Origin of the sequence: Erwinia sp. Leaf53, assembly GCF_001422605.1 — a bacterium.
Lineage (GTDB): Bacteria > Pseudomonadota > Gammaproteobacteria > Enterobacterales > Enterobacteriaceae > Erwinia.
Window position 1 is genome coordinate 1 of sequence record NZ_LMLK01000006.1, and the last position, 17,493, is coordinate 17,493.

Annotated in this window: 16 protein-coding genes; all 16 read right to left on the reverse strand. The window is 60.2% G+C overall.

All coding sequences use genetic code 11. From position 1 onward, the window contains the following. Window positions 1-366: contractile injection system protein, VgrG/Pvc8 family (locus ASF13_RS06955; RefSeq protein WP_056234018.1), on the reverse strand; the 366-nt coding region annotated here is incomplete at its 3' end. Between the two features lie 161 nt (window positions 367-527). Continuing rightward, the gene (locus ASF13_RS06960; RefSeq protein ID WP_056234284.1) at window positions 528-2,216 is read right to left on the reverse strand and encodes an OmpA family protein; all 1,689 of its coding nucleotides are present in this window, start codon (window positions 2,214-2,216) and stop codon (window positions 528-530) included. Beyond that, on the reverse strand, window positions 2,216-2,890 hold the full coding sequence (gene tssL / locus ASF13_RS06965) for a type VI secretion system protein TssL, short form (RefSeq protein WP_056234021.1): 675 nt from the start codon (window positions 2,888-2,890) through the stop codon (window positions 2,216-2,218). Before tssL ends, ASF13_RS06960 begins: the two co-directional genes overlap by 1 nt. Further along, window positions 2,887-4,224, reverse strand: coding sequence for a type VI secretion system baseplate subunit TssK (gene tssK / locus ASF13_RS06970; protein ID WP_162237185.1), 1,338 nt, complete (start codon window positions 4,222-4,224; stop codon window positions 2,887-2,889). Before tssK ends, tssL begins: the two co-directional genes overlap by 4 nt. A gap of 9 nt (window positions 4,225-4,233) precedes the next feature. Beyond that, a complete protein-coding gene (locus ASF13_RS24245; protein ID WP_156365565.1) occupies window positions 4,234-4,380 on the reverse strand; it encodes a hypothetical protein in 147 nt (48 codons plus the stop codon). Between the two features lie 622 nt (window positions 4,381-5,002). After that, window positions 5,003-5,500 (reverse strand): chemotaxis protein CheW, encoded by a 498-nt coding sequence (gene cheW, locus ASF13_RS06975; protein WP_056234028.1) that lies wholly within the window; start codon window positions 5,498-5,500, stop codon window positions 5,003-5,005. Window positions 5,501-5,524: 24 nt separating this feature from the next. Next, window positions 5,525-7,537 (reverse strand): chemotaxis protein CheA, encoded by a 2,013-nt coding sequence (gene cheA / locus ASF13_RS06980; protein WP_056234031.1) that lies wholly within the window; start codon window positions 7,535-7,537, stop codon window positions 5,525-5,527. A 10-nt stretch (window positions 7,538-7,547) separates the two neighbouring features. Continuing rightward, the gene (gene motB / locus ASF13_RS06985; RefSeq protein WP_056234035.1) at window positions 7,548-8,612 is read right to left on the reverse strand and encodes a flagellar motor protein MotB; all 1,065 of its coding nucleotides are present in this window, start codon (window positions 8,610-8,612) and stop codon (window positions 7,548-7,550) included. Then, on the reverse strand, window positions 8,609-9,493 hold the full coding sequence (gene motA / locus ASF13_RS06990) for a flagellar motor stator protein MotA (RefSeq protein WP_056234038.1): 885 nt from the start codon (window positions 9,491-9,493) through the stop codon (window positions 8,609-8,611). The genes motB and motA overlap by 4 nt, the downstream gene beginning before the upstream one ends. A 132-nt stretch (window positions 9,494-9,625) precedes the next feature. Further along, window positions 9,626-10,204, reverse strand: a complete 579-nt coding sequence (flhC, locus tag ASF13_RS06995) for a flagellar transcriptional regulator FlhC (protein WP_056234041.1) — start codon at window positions 10,202-10,204, stop codon at window positions 9,626-9,628. Next, window positions 10,204-10,557, reverse strand: a complete 354-nt coding sequence (gene flhD / locus ASF13_RS07000) for a flagellar transcriptional regulator FlhD (RefSeq protein ID WP_056234044.1) — start codon at window positions 10,555-10,557, stop codon at window positions 10,204-10,206. The genes flhC and flhD overlap by 1 nt, the downstream gene beginning before the upstream one ends. A gap of 982 nt (window positions 10,558-11,539) precedes the next feature. Then, window positions 11,540-12,937: an alpha,alpha-trehalose-phosphate synthase gene (gene otsA, locus ASF13_RS07005; RefSeq protein ID WP_056234046.1), complete on the reverse strand. Its 1,398-nt coding sequence runs from the start codon at window positions 12,935-12,937 to the stop codon at window positions 11,540-11,542. Next, a complete protein-coding gene (otsB, locus tag ASF13_RS07010; RefSeq protein WP_233209061.1) occupies window positions 12,934-13,716 on the reverse strand; it encodes a trehalose-phosphatase in 783 nt (260 codons plus the stop codon). Before otsB ends, otsA begins: the two co-directional genes overlap by 4 nt. A gap of 292 nt (window positions 13,717-14,008) precedes the next feature. Next, window positions 14,009-15,109, reverse strand: a complete 1,101-nt coding sequence (pmrB, locus tag ASF13_RS07015) for a two-component system sensor histidine kinase PmrB (RefSeq protein WP_056234050.1) — start codon at window positions 15,107-15,109, stop codon at window positions 14,009-14,011. Continuing rightward, a complete protein-coding gene (gene pmrA / locus ASF13_RS07020; protein WP_056234051.1) occupies window positions 15,109-15,780 on the reverse strand; it encodes a two-component system response regulator PmrA in 672 nt (223 codons plus the stop codon). Before pmrA ends, pmrB begins: the two co-directional genes overlap by 1 nt. Continuing rightward, window positions 15,777-17,420: a phosphoethanolamine transferase EptA gene (eptA, locus tag ASF13_RS07025; RefSeq protein WP_056234054.1), complete on the reverse strand. Its 1,644-nt coding sequence runs from the start codon at window positions 17,418-17,420 to the stop codon at window positions 15,777-15,779. The genes pmrA and eptA overlap by 4 nt, the downstream gene beginning before the upstream one ends. Between the last annotated feature and the right edge of the window lie 73 nt (window positions 17,421-17,493).

Below are 17,493 nucleotides of genomic sequence, written 5' to 3' on the forward strand. Positions count from 1 at the left end.
GTTCTGGCGGCTGCGCGACAGCAGGGTGAGGCGCGGCTGCAGGGTAACGGCGTAGTGGGTCTGGTCGGCGGAGGTGCCGAAACGTTCGAAACCGGTGATTACGCCCTGCACCATGCGCACCGGCTGCTGCACCTTTATGCCCCGGCCCTGGTCCGGCGGAGCCTGTAAGGTCAGCGAGGCGGGTTTCATCAGCATCGCCTCGCGGGTGATGGCGGGGTCGGCGCTGGTGAACTCAATGCGCCAGCGGAACGGCTCGCTCAGGCGCTCTTCGCCGCTAAACGCCAGCACGTCGGGCTGCGCGTCGCAGCCGCGCACCGCCAGCAGATGGTGGCTGTGGCTGAAAAAAGAGACCGGGTTGCTGCTCATGATGATGTCCTTATGTTTTGCTGCCGGAAGTCAGTGACAGACACGCTACCGCCCTTCGCTGTAAACCCGAGCGCATCAGGTCAAAAAACAGTCAGGGTCTGTCGTGGTCTGTTCCGCCGCCCGTCAGCGGCGGCGTTGATAGTGGCGGTGCCGGGCGTGTGTTACTCCCGCCCTGGTACCGCCCCCCGTTCGGCGCCGGGTGCGGGCAGCACTGTCGTTTCCCGGCAGGCATCCGCCTGCGGCACCAGGCTGATTTCGACCCGGCGGTTAAGCGCACGGCCTTCCGGGGTGTCATTCGTTGCAATCGGACGCGTGGCGCCATAGCCCCGCACCGCAAAACAGGTGGGCGAGACGTCGCTGGTGGAAAGCATCCAGTCGCGCAGTGCGTCGGCACGCTTCAGCGACAGCTGCTGGTTGGCCTGCGCATCGCCGGTGCTGTCGGTATGCCCGGCCACCACAATCAGCCAGCCCGGCCGGGCTTTGATATCCTCCAGCGCCGTCACCAGCCTCTTCAGCGAGCCGGGTTTGAGCCGGTATCTGCCGGTGTCAAACAGCGACAGGCTGTCGAGTCGCACGGTTCCGGGGGCCTCATTCACCACCGGAAGCGGCGCAGGCGATGGAACATACGCGCGGATGGCGTCCAGCAGCGGCAGATACAGCCGTTCCCCCTGGTACAGCCCCAGGCCGAGGCGCAGCGGCACGCCGTTGCGGGCATAGTTATCCAGTTCGGCGGCATCCTGATGCAGTACCGCTACCGCCGCCGCTTTCGGGGCAGCGTCGTTTATCGCAATCCGCCGGTAGTCGCGGATATCAAACGCGATGCGCTGCACCAGCTGGCGGTTGTGCCCGCCGCTGCTGCACAGCGCGGCAATACCCGCGACAACCAGCAACCCCAGCCCGCCACGCCAGGCGCGCTGGCCCGGCGTCAGGCCGCGGCACTGCGGCAGCAGCGGCATAATAAACGCCGGCAGCGGCGGCGATAACGCGCCTGCCGCCGCCGGGTGCCAGCCCGCCACCTGCTGCAGCGCGGTGTGCTGCTGCAGCCAGCGGGTCCAGAGTGAAGACGGTGGCACGGCGTCCATGGCGGCACTCAGCCCACAGACCCTGCACGCGGGCACTACCGGCGGCATATCCGGGTCGCCGTCGGTAAACAGCGCTTCAGCGTGCTGCTGCAACCACGCCGTCAGGCCGTTCATCAGCACCTGCTGCTGCAAAGCCGCGCCCGCCGTCAGCCCGCCGTTCAGAGTGCCGGGCGCCGCGTTTTCACGCCAGACGCGCACCGGCTCACCGGGCATCGCGGCCTGCCACAGCGGCTCACCGATCATTGCGCTGCCCGCCTGAGCATGGAGGACCAGCGGCAGTGAACAGCCGGTTTCACGTCGCAGCTGGCCGGTTTGCCAGCGCAGCGTCAGCAGCCGGCTGGCCAGCGCCTCGTCGTCCTGATGCTGTTGAGGACAAATGCTGACCATCACCGCCAGCTGACGTCCCCACGCCGGGCGCAGCGCCAGCAGCTGGCGGGCGACGACGTCCAGCTCCTGATGCCTGGCCACCCGCACCCAGCAGCCGTGCGGCACGGTCAGCACAGATGAGCCCTGCGGCCACGCCTGCATGCTGTCGCCACACACCAGCACTACCGGCTGGCGGTATGCGGCTTCCGGCAGATCATCCACGCTCAGCACGTTTACCTGCGCCGGGCGACGGCGGGTCGCCAGCACCACGACAATCAGCCCCCAGCAGAGCAGCATCAGCAGCACGGCTGTCATCCGGGAGACCGGCAGAAAAACCAGACACAGCACGGCGGACAGCAGCGCGGCCCACAGCGCCAGCATCCGTTGCAGCGCGGGGCCGATCACTGACCGACTCCCGGCAGTAGCGAAGCCACCAGGCGGCTCAGCCAGTGATTCAGCCCCCACCAGACGGCGGCCAGCAGCAGGACCGATAAGCCAATACGCAGCGGCCAGCCGGACAGCCAGCCGCTGATGCCCCGGGCCTTTCGGCTCTCGGCCAGCACGCTCTGCCCCTGCACGCCGCTGAAGGGCGCAACCTGCGCATTCAGCGCCTTTACCAGCTTTTCCCGCTCCGGGTCGCTGAGCGAGCGATAGCCGCCCAGGAAGCCCAGCAGCATCACGCGCTGGAAGCAGGTCAGCACCGCGGCATCCGGCGCTGGCTCATGCAGCACCTCGCGCATGCGGTTGCAGAGCCTGTCACCGGCCTCCACCGTGCCGAAGAAGTGCCCCTGCAGCGGCAGGTGATACCACTGCAGGCAGGCGTCATCCTGCTCACCGCGCCCCTTCACCACTTCATCAATCAGCGCGCACTGGGCATAAAGAATGTGCTCACGGCTTTGCGCGTCGCAGCCGGCCTGTTGCAGCGCCAGCTGCACCTTTTCCACTTCAGAGACGCAGTGCTCCCACAGCACGCGCCCTTCCCCCTCCTTAAATACCGGGCCGTGACGCAGGCTGATGACCTGCAGCCAGCTGTTCTGCAACAGCGCATCGATATCACACGCGCTTCTCTGGCTCATGTTCTCAGCACCGCAAACAGTTCGAGTTCAGGTTCACCCAGCATGCCCGGTACGTAGAACATGCAGCTGCCGCCCGCCAGCATCTCTGCGGCCGCCGGGTGCGAGAGGTCGAGGGCAAAATAGTGGTTTTCCAGACGCAGGGGGATCGCGGCAGGAACGTGGCGCAGCGGCCTCAGCGGGATGCCCTGCTGCGACGCATTCACCAGATCGGTCACGGAGTCCGGGCTGCCGACCTTGCACTGGCGCGGGAACTGTTCCTGCAGCTGCGCCGCCGGCAGCGGAGAGCGCACCGAAAGGTAGAAATCGGCCTCCTCGCGCAGGCGCGGATCCTGCAGACGTGCCAGCCACTGGTGCAGCCGCCTGTCGTGTTCCATCTCAATCGACACCACGCGTGACGGCAGGCTGGCTTCCAGCAGGTCGCTGAGCAGATCGAACAGTGGCGGGAAAACAGCGTTCAGCTGCGCGTGCTGATAGGCAGGAATGGCGCTGACCTGATGCGCCAGCGAGAACGTCAGCAGGCTGCCTGCCAGACGAGCCAGCTCCGTGTAAAGGCGCTCCGGCGCGCTTTGCGGGAAGCGCAGGAACTGCACCAGCACCGGCTCTGCACTGTTCAGCGCGTTGAGCAGCCAGAACAGCGAGACATCGGCAACGGCAAAGTCGGCCATGCGTTCGTTGCTTTCGCGGCGCATCGCCATCAGGCGGTGGAGGCGGGCACGCAGCTGCGTGATCAGCTGGTCAAGCTGGTTCAGCAGCCACGGACTGCTCTGCACGGTCAGCGGCGGCGGCAGAAAGGCGTTGTCCTGGGTCCAGCCCCCCTGGCTGTCCTGCTGCAGACGCGCCACCGGGCAGACCAGGTAATCAGCGTTGTTCCGATCGGCAAAACGCAGCGTCAGCTCGGGTTTGATCACCGCAATCTGGCGCGTGTCATCGCCAAACTGATTGCGGATATCACGCCAGCGCTGGCGATAACGCACCGGCCGTTCGGCAACGTCATCCGGCTGCAGGCAGTTGCCGCCGTTCGCCCTGAGCAGAGGCAGTGCCAGCACCACCACCACATCATCACCTTCGGGTATCAATACCGGCGGCAGATCGTCACCCTTGCTGGTGTCAATCAGCGTACCGTCCTGAAAACGCACGTGCAGATGCCGCGCCTGCAGACGGCCGAACTTCAGCACATCTGCGTCAAATTCAGCACGGATAACACCCCAGGGGTGATTAAGTCCCATCTGCGCAATACATTCTGCTGACCAGGCCGTATACGTTGTCTGCTGCTGAAAATGCTGCGGCGAGATCATCACGCCCCGGCCCCACAGCGGTTGTTCAATTTTCATCAGGCCTCCGCCTTATGCTTTGCTGCCGCTGGCGGCGAAGGTGTGTTCAACGGGGAGGTTTACTGACGGGGAGAACGCCGCCAGTACGCTGGCGACGTTGTTTTTATTGCGGATGCTGACGACCGGTTCCGGGGATCTCTTATAATAAGAATTACTCATGATTACTCCTGTAAAAATGATGCGGAAAGCGGACAATATGTATACTTTCCCTGTGTACAGGCGTGACTATAGAATAACCAGCTTAAGACGATCAACAGGCAGGTTGATAAAATGTGATCTGATTTATATAGGAAATTTCCTAGAAGATTACTTAAGCCGCTAAAATAAACGCCTGACGGGCGCTGTTTCATCTGAAATGTTCATAAGCTAAACAGGCGCCGAAACCAGAATAATTCGCCATTTTCTCGTTTATTTCATCAGTAAAAATTAACTATTTAGCGTAATGGCAGTCATGAGAGCTGATTCTCATCACCTCAGCTTAATGTAGTGGCACACTGAATCTGGCCACCTCACCAGAGGTGAAATCGTCATCACAGAAAGGAGAAAGGCAGCGTGAAATCCGTTCGGGATTGGGAAAATCGGCAGGGGTGTGAAGAGGATTACGCAGAGAGTCGTAACAAGAAATAACGCTGAGGTCGTGAGAAAATTGCATAAAAAAATCCGTAATCTTCCAGGAGATTACGGATTTTTACACCACCACTGGATCGGTCAGCCGATCCTTAACCGGTCGGCATCAGGCCACAGTGGTCTGCCTTTCTGCTGCCTGCTGCATCCGTCAGACTCAGGCGCTGCGCAGGTTGTCCACCAGCGCCATCTCTTCACTGCTCAGCAGTTTTTCGATGTCGACCAGAATCAGCATGCGGTCGCCCAGCGCCCCCAGCCCGGTCATATATTCGGTGGACATGGTCACCGCAAACTCCGGTGCCGGGCGGATCTGCTCGTGCATCAGCGACAGCACGTCAGAGACGCCATCAACCACGATGCCGACCACGCGGTGCTCCAGGTTCAGCACGATCACCACGGTGTTGTCGTTATAGACCACGTCCGGCTGGGCAAACTTAATGCGCAGATCGATAATCGGCACGATCACGCCGCGCAGGTTGGTGACGCCTTTGATAAACGGCGGCGTGTTGGCGATGCGGGTCACCTGATCGTAGCCACGGATCTCCTGAACTTTCAGGATATCGATGCCGTACTCTTCGGCACCCAGCGTGAAGACCAGAAACTCCTGGCCGACGGTTTCCCCGGTGATTTTAGTGACAGTGGCCATGCCAGTCATAGTTCTACCCTTAATCAGTTATTATCAGGCTGCGGCTCCCGCCACACGCTTTTCACGGTTCAGAGACTGCAGTGCAGAAACGTCAACAATCAGCGCCACGCTGCCATCGCCAAGGATGGTGGCGGCAGAAATGCCCGGCACTTTGCGGTAGTTGCTTTCGAGGTTTTTCACCACCACCTGGTGCTGACCAATCAGCTGGTCGACCAGCAGCGCATAGCGCTTACCGGCGCTTTGCAGGATCACCACGATGCCCTGAGTGGCCTCGGTTTTGGCACCCTGCACCTCAAAGACGTTCCACAGTTCCACCAGCGGCAGATATTCGCCGCGCACTTCCAGCACGCGTTCACCGCCGGCCAGCGCCTTCAGGTCGTCCGCCAGCGGCTGCAGGGACTCCATCACCGCGTTCAGCGGCAGGATAAACACCTCGTTCGCCACCCGCACCGACATACCGTCGAGGATCGCCAGCGTCAGCGGCAGCAGGATGCGAATAGTGGTGCCTTTGCCCTGCTTCGATGAGATCTCAACGTGGCCACCCATCTCCTGGATGTTACGTTTCACCACGTCCATGCCCACGCCGCGGCCTGAAACGTCGGTCACCTGCTCGGCGGTGGAGAAGCCCGGCGCGAAGATCAGCATGCCGACCTCTTCGTCGCTCATGTTCTCGCTGACCGGCAGCCCGGACGAGAGCGCCTTGGCCAGAATGCGTTCGCGATTCAGTCCGGCACCGTCGTCGGTCACTTCGATGCAGATGTTGCCGCCCTGGTGCTCGGCGGAGAGCGTCAGGTTACCTACCGGGTATTTACCGGCGGCCTGGCGGGTTTCCGGCGACTCGATACCGTGATCGAGACTGTTACGCACCAGGTGGGTTAACGGATCGATGATGCGTTCGATCAGGCTCTTGTCCAGCTCGGTGGAGCTGCCCATCAGCGTCAGTTCCACCTCTTTGCCCAGCTTGCTGGCAAGGTCACGCACCAGGCGCGGGAAGCGGCTGAAGACGTACTCCATCGGCATCATACGAATCGACATCACCGATTCCTGCAGGTCGCGGGCGTTACGCTCCAGCTGACCCATGCTGTTCAGCAGGTCGCCGTGGTGTACCGGGTCCAGCGCGCCGGAGCGCTGCGCCAGCATCGACTGGGTAATCACCAGTTCGCCGACCAGGTTGATCAGCTGATCGACCTTCTCAACCGCAACGCGGATGCTGCTGGACTCGCTGGCTTTGGCGGCCGGCTGCTTTTTATGCGCTTCACGCTTCGGCGAGATATCGCTGACGGTGGCCAGCTGGCTCTCTTCGGCCTCGTCGTCAGACTCGTCTGCCGCTGGCTCGACCGCCGCCACCGCAACCGGTGCCGCAACGGCGACCGGTTCAGGGAAGTCGATTTGCGACTCGTCGAGCACGAAGCACAGCACCGCCACGATGTCATCTTTGCCCACCGAGGAGTCCAGCGTGGCTTCCAGCACGTTCTCGCCTTTAACCGCGTCCAGCACGGTGCCAAGGTTGGCCAGCTCGTCGAGCATCAGGTCAGCTTCGCCCGCTTTCAGCGCGCTCAGGCGAATGCGCAGACCGGCTGCGGCTGGCACAGCAGCCTCTTCTGACGGCACTTCAACCAGCGCCACGCGCGGCGCGGCGGGGGCGGCAACGCTCTCGCCTTTGGCTTCCAGCGCCAGCTGGCGCAGCACCTGACAGATGTAGGTGAAGGCCTCAGCATCCGGTTCTGACGCCGTTTTGTAGGCATCTAGCTGTTCCTGCATAATATCTTTGGTTTCCAAAAACAGATTGATGATATCGGTGCTCAGCTGCATTTCGCCGCGACGAGCATCGTCAAGAATATTTTCCAGAATATGCGTGGTTTCCTGCAGCACCGAGAAGCCGAAGGTGCCGGCCCCCCCCTTAATGGAATGGGCGGCGCGGAATATCGCGTTAAGCTGTTCCGAATCGGGCTCCTGCGGGTCTAACCCCAGCAGGTGTTGTTCCATGTCCGCCAACAGTTCGTCGGCTTCATCAAAGAACGTCTGGTAAAAATCGCTGATATCCATGCTCACGGTATCACCTCGGCTGTGAGTCGCGATCGGTCTGAATCGCAGCCGGTGCCGCCGGTAATGTGGTTACCGGCGACGGGCTGGCTGCGGGTTCAGCCTGTGGTTGGGGTTGAGAATCGGTTTGAGAATCAGGTTGTGTCACGGGTTGGATCGTCTGCGACGCCGGCAGTTCCGGCGCGGCAATCTGTTTCAGGCTGTCCGGGCTGCTGATATTGATCGCATCACCTTCGGCATTTTCTTTTTCAATCTGCTCTTCGGTATCGTGATTCAGCACCAGCAGGCTGATACGGCGGTTAACGGCATCGTCGCCACCGCGATTTTTCAGCTTCATGGTGGCCGCCATACCGACCACACGCAGCACTTTTTCACCGTCCAGCCCGCCGCTGATCAGCTCGCGGCGCGAGGCGTTAGCGCGGTCGGCGGAGAGCTCCCAGTTGCTGTAACCGCGGTCACCGCCGGCATACTGGAAGTCATCGGTATGACCGGCCAGGCTGATCCGGTTAGGAATATCGTTCAGGATCGGCGCGATAGCCCGCAGAATGTCGCGCATGTAAGGTTCCACCTGCGCGCTGCCGGTTTTAAACATCGGCCGGTTCTGGCTGTCGATAATCTGAATGCGCAGCCCCTGCTCAACCATGTTGATCAGCAGGTGCGGACGCAGCGCGCGCAGGCGCGGATCGGCTTCAATCAGCTGATCCAGCTTGTCGCGCAGCTTCTTCAGCCGCGTTTCGTCCAGCTGGCGTTTCTGCGCCCGCTTGGCTTCATCAATATCGACCACCTTTTTCACTTCGCCGAGCTTTTCCGTCGGGTCCTGACCGCCGCCGGGGATCGGGTTTTCGCTGTCGCTGCTGCGCTGGCCGCCGGTCAGCGCGACCTTCAGCGGCGTTTTAAAATAGTCAGCAATCTGCACCAGCTGCTGCGGGTTGGAAATTGAGATCAACCACATCACCATAAAGAAGGCCATCATCGCCGTCATAAAGTCGGCGTAGGCGATTTTCCATGAGCCGTGCCCGGCCTCATGTTTTTTACCTTTTTTCCGCTTTACCAGCACAATGGGGTGGTTGTTCTTCATGCGTCCTGATCCGAAGTCTGCTTGGTGGCTTTCGCGTTACGCACGTGCTCTTCCAGTTCGGTAAACGACGGGCGTTCGGTCGAATAGAGCGTCTTACGGCCAAATTCCACCGCGATCTGCGGCGCATAACCGTTCAGGCTGGAGAGCAGCGTCACCTTGATGCACTGCATCATTTTGGTCGATTCAGCGCACTGCTGGCGCAGCACGCCCGCCAGCGGCGAGATAAAGCCGTAAGCCAGCAGAATACCGAGGAAAGTACCGACCATCGCGTGAGCGATCAGTCCGCCGAGTTCTGCCGCCGGGCGGTCGGCTGATGCCAGCGTATGCACCACGCCCATTACCGCCGCTACGATGCCAAAGGCCGGCAGCGAGTCACCGACCGTCGCCAGCGCGGTGGCCGGCACGTCGCACTCGTGCTCGTAGGTTTCAATCTCTTCATCCATCAGCGCCTCAATTTCAAAGGCGTTCATATTGCCGCTGATCATCAGGCGCAGATAGTCGGTGATAAAATCGACCAGCCGCTTGTCAGAGACAATGCGCGGGTAGCTGGCGAAAATTTCGCTCTCGGCCGGGTTTTCAATATCCCGCTCCAGCGACAGCATGCCCTGCTGACGCGATTTGGCCATCAGGCGGTACAGCAGCGCCATCAGGTCCATATAGACCGCTTTGTTGTATTTCGAGCCGCGCATCAGCAACGGCAGCGACTTCAGCGTCGCTTTGATCGCCTTACCATTGTTTCCGACGATAAAGGCACCGATACCTGCCCCGCCGATAATCAGCAGTTCAGCCGGTTGATACAGGGCTCCGAGGTGGCCGCCTACCATTGCGTAGCCGCCCAGCACCGAGCCCAGAACGAGGATATAACCCAAAATTACCAGCACAACGAATCCTTACGTCTGTAAACGTGTGGGTGGAAGGTAAGCCGGAAAGCCGCAGGTGGAACGCCATGCCCGAGCAAAAAAAAAGCAGCGGTCAATGACCGCTGCTGGATTCACTCTCTATGGCGAACACTATTAAACGGCTCGTTTAACCTGTTCATCCAGCAGTTGTGAACTGTTATCGGCAGATTCTGCGATAAGTTTACGTCTTTTTACCGCGCGAGATGGCGGCTGGCAGAGGCTGCAGGTAAAGCTGTTAACGGGCTGGTGTGCGTGGTTAATAAAGCTGCCGCCGCAGCATTTGCAGTCGGAAAGCTCGAGCATGCCGCTCTCAACGAAACGCACCAGCGTCCAGGCACGGGTCAGCGCCAGTAGCGGCACATCATCCTGCTGCGGACACTGTTCGAGGTACAGACGATAGGCTTTGATTACCGCATCCACACCGCTGCACATTCCGCTTTTGATCAGGAACTGCCAGGCGTTGCAGAACATCGACGCATGGATATTTTGTTCCCAGGTCATAAACCAGTCGGTGGAGAAAGGCAGCATGCCCTTCGGGGGTGGACTGCCGCGCAGTTCTTTATACAGCTTGATCAGGCGGCCACGGCTTAACTGTGTTTCGCTTTCCAACATTTGCAGACGGGCGCCCAGGGTGATGAGTTCCATCGCCAGCTGGATGTCGCGCGCCTCCTGCACAATACTCTTTTCGCTCATTAACTCGCAGCCTTCTTTTTCGGCGTCTCATCAGCTTTCGAGACGTCACGTAACAAACGACTGGATAGCAGGATACCGGTGTGGATCTGTTGCAGATCGTCGACCCGTGACTCCTGGGTTAAACGGCTAATTGCATTGTGGTCGTCAAAGCGAAACTGGCAGACCAGTTGATTGGTTTCCGCCAGTTTGACCATTTCAGGCAATGTGAGTCGCGCAAGAGCGTCGGCCATTGGCTCGTCGATCCCTAAGCGAAACATTGCAGATGCTTTTTCCTGGTTAATTAAACGCTGCGCGAGCAGTAAATACGACAAATTGATGTCATAAATGTGTTTGAGTAATTCGGATGTACCCATTTTTTTTCCATCCTGACTGACACTACTTTTAACGTTCGCGGTCTGTGTGCCGCTACCATGGTTGCTGGTTGGTAAATCTAAAGATGGCAAAAATTTATGGCTGAAGCCAACGCGTGAAACCGTTCGTCAGATCCTTAGAGCCACCAGGCAGCATATCGGGAGTGGATCCGTCTTGCTGGCCGCTGCTTCTGCGCCTGTTCTTCCCTGCTGGTATTCATGACTTCTTGTTACATTCTTATAAGACTATTCTTAAAACAGAGCAACTCTATCCCCTATGATTTCGACATACAACGCAAACACGGCGAAATTTTAGATAAAGTGTGATGCACATCACACTTTTGATGGAAATAGTTCCTAAAAAAGCATCAGCGCCGCTGTTCATTAGGTCGCTAATTAACCTTTTTGCGCAATTTTTGTAACATCAACACCCGCAACCGCCCCCGCTGCTGATAAATCACCCACTCTGATGACCAGACCGACAGATCTGGTTAAAAAAAACCCAAAAGAGAAATATAAATGCAATAAAGCGGCGGAAAAAAACCGGTTAACTCAATAAATATGCACTTTAATTGCATTTAAAGACGCAGGTATTCTCTGCAGATTGATTGACGACGCTGAGCGATAAAGTGCAGCAAAGCCGCCTTTACGTTGGATTTACACAGTTGTTTGTAAGCACAGTGCAACTAATGTCTGTAATGGGAAAACAGATGTAAATGGGGGTTACATAAGGATTGTGAATGATTTGTGGATTTTTTCAGGAAAGTAACACTCCACTATCGGCAGGATGTGCGCTTTCTTGAGGGAAAAGGTGACTAAATTTCTTACTTATGCTTCAACTGCTGCTTTTTACGCCAGAATGCAGCCGCCTGAAGACATTTTCCAGGCGGAATTGTTTACCGGACACGGTTTGTCACGCTGCTACCCGCCTGCGCGGGCAGCCGATAACGCGCCAGAGCGGATCAACGCCGGTCAACGCGGCCGGTTACCCGGACGACCTCTGGCTGGCGTTGACCGCCCGCAGATCCTGCAGATAGTCGGTACGCCAGCGGGTGATGTCGTTGTGGCGCAGCACCGCCATCATGTCGTTGTAGCGGGAGATGCGCTCGGTGCGGGACATGGTCAGAGCCTGATCCAGCGCCGCGGCCACCTCATCGCGATCGTAAGGGTTAACGATTAGCGCGGCGGTCAGCTCGTTGGCCGCGCCGGCAAACCGCGACAGGATCAGCACGCCAGGATCGTCCGGGTCCTGCGCGGCGACGTACTCTTTCGCCACCAGGTTCATGCCGTCGCGCAGCGGGGTCACCAGCCCGATATCGGTCAGACGGAAAATTTTCATCAACAGACGACGGTCAAAGTGCTGATTCAGATAGTAGAGCGGGGTCCAGCCCAGCGTGCCGTAATTGCCGTTGATACGCCCGGCTTCGGTCTGCAGCTGGTGGCGAATATCCTGATAGGCCTGCACGTCGCCGCGCGAGGTTGGCGCAATCTGTGAATAGCGAATATTGCCGCGATGCTGCGGATAGTGCTCCAGCAGCGCCTCGTAGGCAAGAAAGCGCTCCGGCAGCCCCTTAGAGTAATCCAGCCGCTCGCAGGCGATGATGTTCTTCGCCTCACCCAGGTCCTTCTTCATTGCCACCATCTTCGGCGGCAGCGGCCCTTCCGCCATCTGTTTAATGCTGTCCGGCTCGATGCCGATCGGGTAGACCCCGGTGCTGAAGGTGTGGCCCAGCGCCCGGTGGACGTTGTCCGTGCTGACCAGCGGCGTCAACTGCGCCACGCTGTCGAGGAAGGCGCTGCGATCGCTGTCGGTCTGGAATCCCAGCAGGTCGTATTCGCACATCATCGCCAGCAGCTCCTGATGCGGCGGCAGCGCGTTGAAGATCTCCGGGGTCGGAAACGGAATATGCAGGAAGAAGCCGATGCGGTTGGTGACCCCGCGTTTGCGCAGCTCGGCGGCAAACGGCAGCAGATGGTAGTCATGGATCCACAGTACGTCGTCCGGCTGCAGCAGCGGCAGCAGGCGTTCGGCCAGCCGGGTGTTGACCCGGCAGTAGCCCTCCCAGGCCTCGCGCTGGAAGTTCACCAGATCGAGGCGATAGTGGAAGGCCGGCCACAGCACCGCGTTGGAAAACTGCAGGTAATAGAGGTCGTAATCGTTCTGGTCAAGGCCAAAGGAGGCGTAGGTAATGCCGTCATGATCCAGCATCGCCAGATCGTCCTCGTCCTCTTCGCCAATTTCGTTAATCTCTCCGTTCCAGCCGTACCACAGCCCGCCGGTGGTTTTCAGCGCGTCGACGATGCCCACGGTTAACCCCCCGGCACTGCTTTTACTGCCGGTAGGGAGAGCGATACGGTTAGACACCACCACTAAGCGACTCATACTTTTTGCTCCTCTGACGTTGTCACGCCCTGATTTAATTGTAATTGTGTTGTTTCCAGCCACTGCCAGACGGCCGCCACGTTCTGCAGACGGTGACCTGCCACGCTTTCACCCTCGCCGACTTTAACTGAGACGCCGCCCAGCGCGTTCACCACCGCAAAACCGGCCTCGTCGGTGAGGTCATCACCGAGAAATACCGGGATACGCCCGGCAAACGGCGGCTGCTGCATAAAGGCGCTAATCGCCTCCCCTTTGCTCACCCCGGCCGGCTTCAGCTCAACCACGCATTTGCCGGGCTGCAGGTAGAAAGCCGGGTAACGGGCGACCATCTCCGCCGCCAGCCGCTCAATCGCCGGCTGATGCTGCGGCGCGCGGCGGTAGTGCAGCGCAAAGGCGATGCCTTTATCCTCCAACTCCGCGCCGTCGAGCGCGCCCATCTGCCGGGACAGCTCCGCCGCCAGCTCACGCAGCAGGGGCTGCGGCAGCGTAACGCGCTGGATCTCATCCTCGCCGATGCGTCGTTCCGCACCGTGAATGCCGGCCGCCGGCAGCACCAGCGGGGCCACCAGCGTGTCCAGTTCGGCGATCGGCCGCCCTGAAACCAGCGCCACCGCGCCCTGACAGCGCAGGGCCAGGTCGGCCACGCGCTGGCGCACCGCAGCGGGAATAAAGACTTCATCGGGGCGCGACTGGATCGCCGCCAGCGTACCGTCGACGTCAAAAAAGAAGGCGTAGCCGGGGCTGGCCGTTGGGGATATCCACTGTGCTTGCTCGCTCACCACGTTCCTCCTGAAAAAACATTGCGTAAGGATGCTGCGGCGCTGAAGGGGATCGCTCAGAAGCGTCAGGCCCGATGGCCTGATGCGGGGATAAGGCGGGAAAGGTGTTACCAGCACCGGCGGCTGGCCAGAAAAAGGCAGAACGCAAAGCTCCCTGTAAAACCCGAAATTCACCACCGCCATGGCGTTACGCCACCGCGTCGACCCTTAACGCACAACAACATCGCGTTTAAGTATAGTTGAGGTTTCGATCTCTGCCAGACGCGATGCAGACCTTAAGGGGAACGCCGCGTCAGGGGGGTGGCGGGCCGTCGGCCGCGGCGGTGAGCACCACCCGCGCCTGGCAGCCACGGCCGTCAGTGCGGTTGTCGAGGTGAAACGCACCCTTATGCAGCTGTACGATGCGGGTAACGATACTCAGCCCGAGGCCGATGCCGCCGTAGCGGCTGTCCATACGCACAAAGGCTTTGCTCAGCTCGCCGCGCTTGCTGTCGTCAATCCCCGGCCCCTCGTCGCTGACCGTTAGTGCCGGCTCCGGCTCCGCGCTGATGCCTACGATAATGCGGCTACCGGGCGGGCTGTAGCGGTGGGCGTTCTCCACCAGGTTACGCAGCACCAGCCGGAGCAGCGTGGCGTCGCCGCGCACCAGCGCCTCCTGCTGCGGATCGATAATCAGCGTCTGTTGACGATCGTCGAGCATCGCCTGCAGCTCCTGCTGCATCGGCCTGAACACCTCCAGCAGCAGCGACACGTGCTGATAGTTGCCGGCGGTAAAGGCATGGCCAACGCGGGCCAGCTGCAGCAGCTGCGACACGCTGTGGGTCATCTGATCCAGCCGTTCAATCAGCGGCCGGACGTCGATGTGGTGCTTACGCTCGATCAGCTCAAGGTGCAGGCGCAGACCGGCCAGCGGCGTGCGCAGCTCGTGCGCCACGTCGGCGGTAAACAGCCGTTCGCGTTCCAGGCTGACCGTCAGCCGGGAAACCAGCCGGTTGATCGCCAGCGTTACCGCGTCGATCTCGCTGACCGAGGGCTGAAACGGCACCGGCTCCAGGTTGTTTTCGCCGCGGCGCTCCAGCTCCTGCTGCAGATCGGAAAGCGGCCGGGTGATCCACTTAATCGCCTGCCGGCACAGCAGCAGTGACAGGGTAATGATCACCAGGCTCGGCAGCGCCAGGCTGGCAATCGCCTCACGGATCTCCCTTTGCACGCTGCGCTGCACGTCGCGGTGGTTCAGCGCCGCCTCCACCAGCAGCTGGATCTGCTCTTTGCTTTCGTGCCACAGCCACAGCACGCTGATCACCTGGCACACCACCAGGATCAGGCCAATCGCCAGCAGCAGGCGGAAACGCAGCGTCGCCGGCCGCACCTCCGGCAGCGTACCGCCCGCCATCAGCCTGCACCGCCGTTTTTCACCAGCGAGTAGCCAAAGCCGCGCACCGTGCGGATCGCCGTGCGGCCGATTTTGTCGCGCAGGTGGTGAATATGCACCTCCAGCGTGTTGGTGGCCGGTTCTGTTTCCCAGTTGTAGATATCGTTGTACAGCACTTCCCGATGAACCGGCTGACCGGCCTTCAGCATCAGCCGCGCCAGAATCGCGTACTCCTTCGGCGTCAGCTCCAGCGGCGCGTCGCCGCGGGTGATCTGGCGGTGGGTCATATCCAGCGCCAGATCGCCGACGATAACCCGGGTATCGCCCTGATTGACGTTGCGGCGAATTAAGGCGCGGATGCGCGCCAGTAACTCGTCAAGGGCAAAGGGTTTAATCAGGTAGTCGTCCGCGCCGGCATCCAGCCCGGCAATGCGCTCCTGCACCGTATCGCGCGCGGTGAGGATCAGCACCGGCTGCATCTTTTTCTGCCGCCGCTGGCGCAGCAGAAAGTGCAGGCCGTCTTCGTCCGGCAGGCCAAGATCGAGGATCAGCAGGCTGTACTGGCTGGCGGCCAGCCAGGCCTCCGCGTCGCGGATGGTAGTGACGCCGTCGCAGACGTAGCCTTCGCCCTCCAGCGCCAGCACCAGCCCCTGCAGCAGCAGGGCATCATCTTCGACTACCAGAATTTTCATGGGGTATGGCTCCGGCACGCCGTCAGTAAGTCATCGGCAGGCTGATAGAGTTGGGTTTGCGTACCGGTCAGTCCCAGCACGGTGGCGAACAGATTATCCTGCGAGGCCGCCTGCGTCGCCGCCCGTTTGCTCAGACAGGCGGCGCTGACGCCAAAGCGCTGCTGATAGTCGGGGGATAGCCAGACCAGCAGCGGCACGTGTTTCTGCGCCTCCGGGGCGATAGCATAGGGCATTCCGTGCAGGTAAACGCCATTTTCCCCCAGCGATTCACCGTGATCGGAGAGATAGACCAGGCTGGTGGTGAACTGCTGCTGGTGCGCCTGCAGCAGCTTAATCGCCTTATCGACAATATAGTCGACGTAGAGCAGCGTGTTGTCGTAGGTATTCACCAGCTGCTGCTGGCTGCAGTCCTGGATCTGATTGGTGTCGCAGGTGGGCACAAACTTCCTGAATTGCGGCGGATAGCGGCGGAAGTAGGTCGGCCCGTGGCTGCCGATGGTGTGCAGCACGATCATGCCGTTGCCCTGCAGCTGGCTGATGTACTGCTCCAGGCCGTGAAACAGCACCTCGTCATAGCACTCGCCGTCGGTACACATGCCCGGCAGGTTGAGGCTGGTCATATCCTGATGCGGCACGCGGTCACAGGCCCCTTTGCAGCCGCCGTCGTTTTCGTTCCACAGCACGCTAATGCCGGCGCGCTGCACCACGTCCAGCAGCCCCTCCTGGTGTGCCGCCAGCACGTCATCGTAATGGGCACGCGGCATGCCGGAAAACATGCACGGCAGCGACACGGCGGTGGCGGTACCGCAGGAGGCGGTGTGCGGGAAGTAGCTGATGTCATCCTGCGCCAGCAGCGGACTGGTCTGCCGTCCGTAGCCGGAGAGGGAGAAGTTAGCCGCGCGTGAGGTTTCCCCCACCACCAGAATGGTCAGACTCTTCTTCGCGCCGTTGAGACGATCCGGGTTCTGCCGCGCATCTTCACCGACGCGCACCAGCGGCTGATGTTCACGCTGCTGATGCTTATACCAGGAGAGCGTGGCGGCAATGGTGTTCGACGGGCTCAGCGACTTCACCAGCTCTTTATCGTTGCGGAACAGCGAGGCGTAATCTTTATAGAACAGCAGCGCCACCAGCAGGATCACCGCGACGGAGGCCAGCACGCTGACCAGCCGCCCGGCCAGATGTCGCCATAACCGCATCGGTTTACGGATGCGCAGCCACAGCATCAGCGCCAGCGGCAGCACGCAGGTGAACAGCAGCACCAGCAGCAGCTGGGTGGTTAACAGCGCAAAGCTTTCGGAGGCGGTGGTATCGATAATATTAACGATCATCGACCGGTCGATAATGATGCCGTAGTTGATGATAAAGTACTGCGCCGGGGCGGAGACCAGCACAAACAGCGCGATGACCAGGCTGTCCAGCCACAGCAGCGAGGCCAGCGTAACCACAATATTGATCACGCTGAACGCCACCAGCGGCATGGTGAGGAACACCAGCACGTTGCGCAGGCTGTCCGGCGGCATCGCCACCAGCACCTGGCGGTAGAAGGCAATATTCAGCCCGACCGAGATCAACAGCGCAAACAGCGCGATAAAGGTAAACCGGCTGACGGCCGGGCGGGAGAGAGAGAAACGTGGCATCTGGCCGTCCTTAATGTTCTGAGGCGGCCAGCATCGCAAAGAAAGTTTAGGAAAAGCTTAAGAAGCTTAAGAA

Excerpts from the sequence above, each read along its gene's own strand:
- tssL (WP_056234021.1), bottom strand. The coding sequence starts at position 2,890 with ATGAGCCAGAGAAGCGCGTGTGATATCGATGCGCTGTTGCAGAACAGC.
- ASF13_RS24245 (WP_156365565.1), bottom strand. The coding sequence starts at position 4,380 with ATGAGTAATTCTTATTATAAGAGATCCCCGGAACCGGTCGTCAGCATC.
- cheW (WP_056234028.1), bottom strand. The coding sequence starts at position 5,500 with ATGACTGGCATGGCCACTGTCACTAAAATCACCGGGGAAACCGTCGGC.
- cheA (WP_056234031.1), bottom strand. The coding sequence starts at position 7,537 with ATGGATATCAGCGATTTTTACCAGACGTTCTTTGATGAAGCCGACGAA.
- motB (WP_056234035.1), bottom strand. The coding sequence starts at position 8,612 with ATGAAGAACAACCACCCCATTGTGCTGGTAAAGCGGAAAAAAGGTAAA.
- flhC (WP_056234041.1), bottom strand. The coding sequence starts at position 10,204 with ATGAGCGAAAAGAGTATTGTGCAGGAGGCGCGCGACATCCAGCTGGCG.
- flhD (WP_056234044.1), bottom strand. The coding sequence starts at position 10,557 with ATGGGTACATCCGAATTACTCAAACACATTTATGACATCAATTTGTCG.
- otsA (WP_056234046.1), bottom strand. The coding sequence starts at position 12,937 with ATGAGTCGCTTAGTGGTGGTGTCTAACCGTATCGCTCTCCCTACCGGC.
- pmrB (WP_056234050.1), bottom strand. The coding sequence starts at position 15,109 with ATGGCGGGCGGTACGCTGCCGGAGGTGCGGCCGGCGACGCTGCGTTTC.
- pmrA (WP_056234051.1), bottom strand. The coding sequence starts at position 15,780 with ATGAAAATTCTGGTAGTCGAAGATGATGCCCTGCTGCTGCAGGGGCTG.
- eptA (WP_056234054.1), bottom strand. The coding sequence starts at position 17,420 with ATGCCACGTTTCTCTCTCTCCCGCCCGGCCGTCAGCCGGTTTACCTTT.